The sequence below is a fragment of the Paraburkholderia sp. RL17-373-BIF-A genome, assembly GCF_046030175.1.
Classification (GTDB): Bacteria; Pseudomonadota; Gammaproteobacteria; order Burkholderiales; family Burkholderiaceae; genus Paraburkholderia.
In genome coordinates, this window is sequence record NZ_JARESO010000120.1 from 1 (window position 1) to 8,132 (window position 8,132).

At 60.9% G+C, this 8,132-nt stretch carries 7 protein-coding genes and 3 pseudogenes; 3 read left to right on the forward strand and 7 right to left on the reverse strand.

The genetic code is table 11. From position 1 onward, the window contains the following. Window positions 1–3: 3 nt before the first annotated feature. Together P0D80_RS47670 and P0D80_RS51980 are read right to left on the reverse strand one after the other, a co-directional pair. On the reverse strand, window positions 4–243 hold the full coding sequence (locus tag P0D80_RS47670) for a hypothetical protein (protein WP_408295110.1): 240 nt from the start codon (window positions 241–243) through the stop codon (window positions 4–6). A 49-nt stretch (window positions 244–292) separates the two neighbouring features. Further along, the gene (locus P0D80_RS51980; RefSeq protein ID WP_459252581.1) at window positions 293–397 is read right to left on the reverse strand and encodes a beta-sandwich lipoprotein; all 105 of its coding nucleotides are present in this window, start codon (window positions 395–397) and stop codon (window positions 293–295) included. 19 nt (window positions 398–416) lie between these two features. Here P0D80_RS51980 and P0D80_RS51985 point away from each other — a divergent pair, with 19 nt between their 5' ends. Further along, entirely contained in the window at window positions 417–773 is a 357-nt protein-coding gene (locus tag P0D80_RS51985; protein ID WP_459252582.1) for a hypothetical protein, read from the forward strand. Here the strand turns inward: P0D80_RS51985 and P0D80_RS47680 are convergent. Further along, window positions 719–1,390: pseudogene (locus tag P0D80_RS47680) on the reverse strand (Tn3 family transposase); the annotation flags it as partial. The gene P0D80_RS51985 and the pseudogene P0D80_RS47680 overlap by 55 nt on opposite strands. A gap of 5 nt (window positions 1,391–1,395) precedes the next feature. Between P0D80_RS47680 and P0D80_RS47685 the strand changes: the two are divergent. Beyond that, window positions 1,396–1,835: pseudogene (locus tag P0D80_RS47685) on the forward strand (NUDIX domain-containing protein); the annotation flags it as partial. A gap of 127 nt (window positions 1,836–1,962) precedes the next feature. On the opposite strand, the gene P0D80_RS47690 reads toward P0D80_RS47685, so the two are convergent. Beyond that, window positions 1,963–2,874: a MurR/RpiR family transcriptional regulator gene (locus P0D80_RS47690; protein WP_408295116.1), complete on the reverse strand. Its 912-nt coding sequence runs from the start codon at window positions 2,872–2,874 to the stop codon at window positions 1,963–1,965. A 268-nt stretch (window positions 2,875–3,142) separates the two neighbouring features. Next, window positions 3,143–5,293 (reverse strand): phosphocholine-specific phospholipase C, encoded by a 2,151-nt coding sequence (locus P0D80_RS47695; protein WP_408295119.1) that lies wholly within the window; start codon window positions 5,291–5,293, stop codon window positions 3,143–3,145. A gap of 937 nt (window positions 5,294–6,230) precedes the next feature. Here P0D80_RS47695 and P0D80_RS47700 point away from each other — a divergent pair. Continuing rightward, window positions 6,231–6,473: a PhnE/PtxC family ABC transporter permease gene (locus P0D80_RS47700; protein WP_408295122.1), complete on the forward strand. Its 243-nt coding sequence runs from the start codon at window positions 6,231–6,233 to the stop codon at window positions 6,471–6,473. A gap of 60 nt (window positions 6,474–6,533) precedes the next feature. On the opposite strand, the pseudogene P0D80_RS47705 reads toward P0D80_RS47700, so the two are convergent. Together P0D80_RS47705 and P0D80_RS47710 are read right to left on the reverse strand one after the other, a co-directional pair. Then, window positions 6,534–6,918 (reverse strand): annotated as a pseudogene (locus P0D80_RS47705) (DDE-type integrase/transposase/recombinase); the annotation flags it as partial. A gap of 84 nt (window positions 6,919–7,002) precedes the next feature. After that, complete coding sequence (locus tag P0D80_RS47710) at window positions 7,003–8,055, reverse strand: alpha/beta hydrolase (RefSeq protein WP_408295125.1); 1,053 nt, start codon at window positions 8,053–8,055, stop codon at window positions 7,003–7,005. Window positions 8,056–8,132 lie beyond the last annotated feature (77 nt).

Sequence of the window (8,132 nt, forward strand, 5' to 3'; positions counted from 1 at the left end):
CCATCACCTCCGCTTGCTGGCTGCGCGGCGAGAAAGGCGTTGCGCATCCGGCGACCTCTCCGGAGCACTGTGAGCGCGACCTTCGCTGTTCGCGATGAACTCTTTCAGGGCCGCCACCATGTCTTCACGCTCAGCGTTGCTGATGTAGTTCATTCGGCCGCGGTCGCCGTTGAACGGGAACACGAAAATGGCGAAGCCATAGCTCTTGAAAATGTTGGCCATCACCGAGGCGACGTCGTTCATGAACTTGCGGTGCTGCAGGTCGATTTCTCGATGGTCACTCATGTTTTCTTCACTTAACCGAGATATCAGGGACGATGACCGAGGACTTGAAAATCACCTTGTAGTGATATGTGCTCACGTCCGCCCCATCGATCTGCTCGACGAAATAGGTCACGTTGTCGGACAGTCGAGGAATGCTTTTTGAAGCTGGCAGGGCCGGTTTTGCACGTCATGGAAACTTCGCGAGTTTTATCGGCATTGCCGATGGAACACAAATCTTCGATGCTCAGCATGTAGTCGCCGACCGCGCGGTGAGCGCATGGTCGCGGGTGACCAGCAAACCCGCACCATGCACCTGCTGTTCGCGTCCACGCTTCGTCTCGGCGCCCGGCTTCGGCGACGAGACGCGCGTTGTCCAGGTTCAACTGCGTGATCTCGTTCTTCCAGACGATGGCTCCAGTATCGCTGTTCATCGTCACTCCTTTGCAGACCCGCTTTACGATCCGGTGATGCGTCGCCAAGCCGCCGCATCCAGTAACATGTCGCGATAATGCTCGACCGGAAAGCTCAACGTTCCGCGGAAATTGACATGCGCGAAGTGCGCCGGCCCCAGCCGCCGCAACCAGTCGTCGTCAATCCCCTGTCCTTTGCGTTGCCAGTCATCAAGCGTGGTCTGCATGCGCTGCGTATTCCACGCAATCACCAGGTTGGTCAACAACGTCAGCGAGCCGGATATTGCAATCATTTCGTCGCGGCGCCGTCCGCGCTCAGGCGCGATCTAGCCGGTGTAGATCGCACGCTGCAGCTGATGAACCGATTCGCCGCGGTTAAGCAACGTATGCATTTCGCGCCGAAACTCCACGTTGCTGAAGTAATCGCACAGGAATAGCGTGCGCAGAAGCCTGCCAAGGTGGTCCGCCGCCCGGTACACGGGGTCACCCTGCGCCGCGCTACCGAACCGCTGCAAAGCGACATTTGCGCTCACGCGTCCCGAGTGAATCGCCGCGACGAGGCGCAGCAGTTCCTCCCAGCCATCACGAATCGCCTTGATGGATATCTCGTAGGCAAGGACCGATGCCAACCCGTCCGGAGCGGCCACTCGTCGCGGCAAACACAGTTTCCGTTCCGAGAGCTTGCGCAGCCGCGGGCAGAGATCGAAACCGAGCACCGGCTATGCTTATCCACTCTGTCTGGCGCATGGTGCTTCGCCTCGGATTCCCGTTCGCTCGCGCCTGGTGGTACCTACGACGGCCTCGCCATGAGGGCGCGCGAGTACCAATCTACGTCGGGCGGGCACTGTTGCTTGTGAAGTTATCGTACCGGGCCGAATGGAATTTTCCCGGCGGTAGTGTCCGGGCCGGTGAGACGCCTGATGCAGCGGCGCGGCGGGAAATGGAGGAGGAGATTGGTCTGTCGTCGCACACGTTACTCCCCGCGGGCAGTGCCTGCGGCATTTGGGACGGGCGAAGAGACCGGGTGCATTTCTATGAACTGCACCTCGATTGCATCCGGAGCTGCGACTTGATAATCGTGAGATTATCGCCGCACATCTGGCATCGCCGGAGGAATTGCACGGCATCGCGCTGACAGGGGCGCTGGCTGCGTATCTCGGTGTTAGTTGGCCCTTTTCCTTTCGGGACATCTCGACGGATTCTGGTGTCGGGAAAGCAGCCGGTCGGTCCCCGCCCTCCCTAGCCGAGCTGTTCGAACTGGAGCCTGTGGCGACGCGGCCCGTGGCCGTCAATATCGCTTGAGCGACAGCACGTCGAACGTATGACGGATCGTTTCCACCGATTTCTCGTAGTCCGATAGCGCGAGGCACGCAATCAGCACATCGATGATCGCCAGTTGTGCGAGACGGCTCGTCATGGCTTCCGTGCGAAATCTGGTCTCGCGCGCCATGGTGAACAGCACGATATCGGCAAAGGCCTGAATCGGCGAACGCCCGAAGTTCGTGAGGCAGATGGTGCGTGCGCCAGCTTCCTTGGCAAGGCGCGTTGCCATCACCGTTTCGTGCGTGCTGCCCGAGTGGGAGATGGTGAGCGTCGCCACGCTGGGGTCGCAAAGCGACGCGCTGATGACCTGGATGTGCGGGTCGATCACCGCGCGTACGTCCAGCCCGATACGCAGCATGCGGTAGTGCGCATCTTCGGCGATCGACGCCGCGCTGCCTACCCCGTAGATTTCAATGCGGCGGGCGTTACGGATCACCTCGACCGCCCGCTCGAGCTCGTCCACGTCAAGCGTAGACTGCGTTTCATGCAGGGTCTGCACGTTCGAGCTGAAGATCTTCGAAATTACCGCCGCCGTGTTGTCGCTGGGCTCGAGATCTTCATGGATCAACTGCACCGGGCGCACGATTTCCTGCGCCAACACGATCTTGAGCTGCTGAAAGCCGGTGGCGCCGATCGCCTTGCAGAGGCCCACTACGCTGCCTTCGCTCGCACCCACACACTCGGCGACCTCGCTGACCGACATGTGCACCACTTCCTGCGCGTGCTGGCGGACGAAGTCTGCGATGCGCTGGCTGGTGGCGCCGAAGGTCGGATAAAGCTGCTCGATGCGCGACAGGATCGCCGACACCGAACTCGGCTGGGCCGGCGCCCCGGCCGCGGCCTTGGCACTCGCCGCGCCCTTCTTTGCGGGTTTCATCAAAGCTCCTGTGAAAGAATCCGTCGAGCCGCTGGCACACCGCGCGAGGCGCGGCTCGGGCCGCCCAGTGCGCGATCGCAACCGTGCCCAACAAGGTAGCCGCAAGGATAGCGTGACTGCCGGGCGTGATGAAAGCGGTAAGTATCAAAAGGCGAGGCAAAATCGATTAACCCGTCGCAGTGTTAACGACCAGTCGAATGATGTTTGCGATGTCCACGACCAGCCGACCGGCGGAAGCCGGATGCCGCCTCCGCCGGCCGGAGCCCGTCTAGCTCAAGTGAAGCGCCATAGCCGGATCGCTAACAGTCGGCTTGCCCGTTTCGATACGACCCGAGAAGCGGCGCACGAAGTTGTCGCCCGTTACCGTGAGGTCGTACCAGTTGCCGCTGCCCGAGAGATCCCAGTGCAGCATGCCGACATCGCCGGCAGAAACATTCATCTGCCAGGGGCCATCGGTGCGGTAGGCGTTGGACTGCACCGTCACCGTGCCGGGCGCGGTACCGGTGTTGTGCAACTTCACGTAGACCTGACCGGCGTCCGTGTCGTAGCAGACCTGCACTTCCGGCATGAAGGTCCCGGTACTGGCGGCCACTGCGTTGCCCGCGAAGGTACGGAGGAAGCCGTTCGGGCCGTAGACCCAGAGTTCATATTTGCCGAGGTCGGTCTTTAGCGTGTCGTCCCAGTAGTCCTCAAGCGTCTTGCCGGCTTCGACCGTGTATCGGCGCGGGATGCGGTCCAGGTGATTCTTGTCGTACACATGGAACACTGCTCCTTGCTTACCTGTATTGCTGAACATCAGCTTGACGAGACCGGGACCTTCGATCCGTGCGCTGGTATGCAGTTCATAGGGCAGCGCGCGCGAAAAGCGCGTGCCCGGCTCCTGGAACAGCGGCTGCGGCGTGGCCGGCGGCGCTGCGATGGGCAGGGAGGCCTGGGCGGCAAGCACGGCCTGGTAGTTGCTCGTATCCGGCAGTTTGGGAACGACCGGATCGTTCGGCGAAACAAAGTCGAAACACGAGGTCAGGTCGCCGCAGACGGCGCGGTGCCACGGACTGACCGCGTCGACAGTGATATCGAAGCGCTTCTCGAGAAACAGGCTCATCGACGTGTGGTCGAAAACCTGCGAGTTGACCCAGCCGCCCTTGCTCCACGGCGAGATGACGTACATCGGCACGCGCGCGCTGAGACCCCACGGCCGCACGTTGCCGCTGATGGTGTCCTTGGCGTTCAGGTACTTTCTCGCCGGATCGGAGAAGTACTCGCCGTCCAGCGGTAACGTGGCCTTGCCTGCCAGTGTGCCGTCCAGGTTGTACGACGGTGGCGCTGGCGGCGCCACATGGTCGAACAGGCCGTCGTTCTCGTCGTAGGTCAGGAAGAATGCGGTCTGGGCCCAGACGTCTGGATTGGCGGTGACCGCGTCGAGCACTTCGGCCGTGAAGTTCGCACCGATCGCTGGATTGCTGTTGCCGGAGTGTTCCGAGTTGGCTGCCGTGCACAAGATCCACGACACTTCGGGCAACGTGTTACTCATCACATCGTTTTTCAGGTCCGCAATCGAGTAGTCCGTCATGCCCTTCACGTACAGCGGATCGCCGGGCTTGGCGGTGCGGAAGTCTTGGAAAGCCAGGCCGCCGTGCATGGCGCCGGTCCAGTTGTCGTTGGTGTCCTGGTAGATTTTCCAGCTCACGCCGGCGTTCTCGAGCACCGACGGCAGGGAAAGCCAGGTGAGTGCGTTGTCCGCATACGTATAGCCCGGCGTCGGCATGGTGCCGGTGATCCAGCAACGATCGTTGTTGGGTTCCGAGGTTCGGTCGTCGCTGTTGATGCCCATTTTCGCCAGCTTCGGGTCGAAGCCCGAGCCGGAGAAGAAAACCACGCGGTTCGGGTCCGTGCCGCTCGTGGTCGAGCAGAAGTGGTTATCACAGATCGTGAACGCTTCGGCCAGCGCGAAATGGAACGGAATGTCGTTGCGGGCAAGATAGCCCATCGTGTACGGCGTCTTGTAAACCGGCCAATGGCCTGACTTGCCCTGATTCCAGGCCGCCTGCATGTCGGAGAAGCTGTGCGGCGTGCTGGGCGATTGCAGTGCCTTAACTTTGGTCATATCCATGTGATACGGCGGAATCTCGTTGCCGCTTGCGTCCTGCTGGTACCACACGTCCTTGCCGCTCTCGAGTGGAATCGGCAAGCGGTCGCCGTAGCCGCGTACGCCCTTCAGCGTGCCGAAGTAATGATCGAAGCCACGGTTTTCCAGCATCAGGATGACGATGTGCTTGATGTCCTTGATGGTGCCGGTGTCTACCGCAGCTTGAACGGAAAGTGCGCGGGCGATACTGGGCGGCAGCATGCCCAGCGCGAGGGCGGCGCCTGCCGACTTGGCGGCACCGGTAAGGAAACTGCGTCGATCGAGTTTTTTCATGGTCTTGGCTACGTAGGGGTTGAGCGCGGGGCGGTGCTTCGCGGCGTCAGGGCGCGCAACTCAGCTTGGTGCTGGGCGGAGCGGAGGACGGCTGAGCGCCGGAAGCGGCGTTGGCGGCGCCTGGCGTGTTTGTCGAAGACCCGCCGCAGGCGGTTAGCGACAGGCTCAGAACGATGCAGGCCGCTACGGCACGGCCATACAACAGGAATTGGGTCATTGGCGGGATCTCATGGGCTGATAGACAATTAGTACAACTGATTGCAGGGACAGTTGACCGATCTGCGCGATGATCTGGTCTAGTCCGAACACGGCGCTAAAGCCTTGGCAGTAGCGGGTACCGGCACAGAGAATAAAAATTGCATGTGTCAGCAGAATGAAGATATTTCATTTTCTATCAATAATCTGTCTGAATAAACTTCATTCCGTCTCTGTCATTTCGGGCTCTGCTACGACCCGCTGGCCGCGGGGCTAATCTCCCAGGCGCTCCACCTACTGCCGTGATTCTCACATCTGGAAAACCGGCCAAACGGCTCGACCAGCGTCTGCACGCGGTAGCTCGTGGTCTTCATCGTCAGGGTCGCCGGGTCCATCCGTTGCCCGTCGACGTATCTGTGGCAAGTGATCGGCAAGATGTTCGAGACGCGCGAGATCGGGCTTTGGGCGACGTTGCTGGCGATCCTGAGCGCCCGCAACTACACGCTGCACCGGCCGTCGTATGTGGCCGCGCGGGCGCTCGTCAGCATGATGCGCGCGATGCCCGAACTCATCAGCGCACTGTTCCTGGTACTCGCCTACGGCTTCGGCCCGACCCCCGGTGTGCTTGCGCTCGCGTTGCACTCGGCCGGCTTTCTCGGCAAATTCTATGCGGAAGACATCGAGAATGCGGACGGCAAGCCGCAGGACGCGTTGCGGGCGATCGGCGCGGGGCCCGCTGAAGGTGCTGCGCTTCGCGGTGCTGCCTCAGGTGCTGCCGCAGTACGTCGCCTACACGCTGTATGTGCTCGATTGCAATGTGCGGATGCCGACCGTGGTCGGCCTGGTCGGCGCGGGCGGCATCGGGCAGGAACTCAAGGGCCGCTTCGACATGTTCCAGTACGATCGGGTCGGTACGATCCTGCTGATGATTTTTATCACCGTGTTCGTTCTGGATCAAGTTGCTGCATGCCTGCGTCGGGCATAGACCTGATGGTTTTGTCGCAGTAAGGCTCGCGGAGGAAGTGACCGATATGCAAAGTACTGCTTATTTTGCCAGTTCGTAGAATTGAAAGGCGGCGGACGGATGGGTTCCGTGAGCCCATTTCATCTATCCTTTGGCGATCAAGTGCATGACTTCGTTGCGGCCAGCAGGATCCGGACTCAGCGAAAGTCTTGAATCCCAGCATGGGTCGCATGCGACGCTTGATCGCCCGATGGTCCAGCTCAACCAGTTGTTGAGATATCTGAATTGGCGGATCCTGACGGGTGTTGCACGTTCGGCATCGATGGCTTCGAGCGCGGCGAAATCGGCATCACTCCTGTTGATGGTCCCGTCTCGAGACGCCATTCTGCGCGATCGATCTCTCGAAGTATCGCCGGGCTGCCGCCTTGTCCCGATGGGCGCGCAGCAGGAGGTCGATAATGTGACCCTCCTCGCCGGAATGAAGCCGTCCCACGACGCCAGGAAAGCGATCCCATTCGAGAGTAGCAAAAGCGCGCCTCTCGAATGGGGATCAATGGCTGAGGTGCGTATCGAGAAATTGAGTGATTTCTGCGAATGCCGCTTTGTCCTCGGGCACACGATCATCCATCTGGTACTGAGCGTGCGACATTCCGTCGAAAACTTCGAGTTGTGCATCGACGCCGGACTGCTGAAGCTTCTGGTGTACACGGACCGTGTTGCTGAGCAGCAAGTCGCGTGTTCCTGTGGTCAGGATCGCTGGCGGAAAGCCATGCATATCTCCGTAGACGGGTGAGAGCAGCGGGTCCTTCAGATCATGACCGTGCGCGTAGACAACTGCCGCGGCGTGACAGAACCCATTGGGTGACACCAGGACGTTGTCCACCTTTTCATTCGTGTAGAACGAGTCACCAGTCTTCGTCAGGTCGGACATCGGCGTACCAGGTGCGATCGCACCCGGCATTTTCAGCCCTTCCTGCCTCGCGCGCAGCATCAGTTCGAGCACGAGCGCGCCACCGGCCGAGGTCCCGAAAACGCCCACATTCTTTGGGTCGTTCCTCTGGAGCACCGACTTATACACACTCTCGACGTCGTCGAGCGCTGCGGGGAAATAAGCCTCGGGCGGCATGCGGTAGTCGACCGAAATGACCTTGTAGTGTCCAAGACCCGCCATGATGATGGCCTCTCCCGTACCCGACTCTCCAGGGTAAAGCTCGTAGCAGCCGCCATGGATATGAATCAGCACCTTGTCGCGATGTTCGGGCGGAATATGGTTGGGCGTCACGATGTGCACCCTCACGCCGTTGATCGTCGATGCCTGCACCGTCACGTCCAGACGCTCGCGCATGGCCGGGAGCGTTTGCATGACCTTCGCGGCCTGTGCGTCGGCAGCCGTTCTCCATTGCTCGCCCGTCGTCCACAAGACATTCCAGGCGGGGTTCAGCGGCGCCCCGATGAGCCTTTGCAATTGGGGGCTGACTTCCGTCGGCACCGGAATGGTCCGCGCGGGCACCTGGCGAGGCGCAAGCGTGCCGTCGTCGGCAAGCGCCGCGCCGGAAACTGAGGCGAAGGCGGCGCACGCGAGCAGGAATTTAGTGAACTTCATTGCAGAACCCTCTCCGGTTCGGGATTAAACGGCCACCTGATACACCTTGCGGCTCACGTCGAGCGTCACGTCGCCGC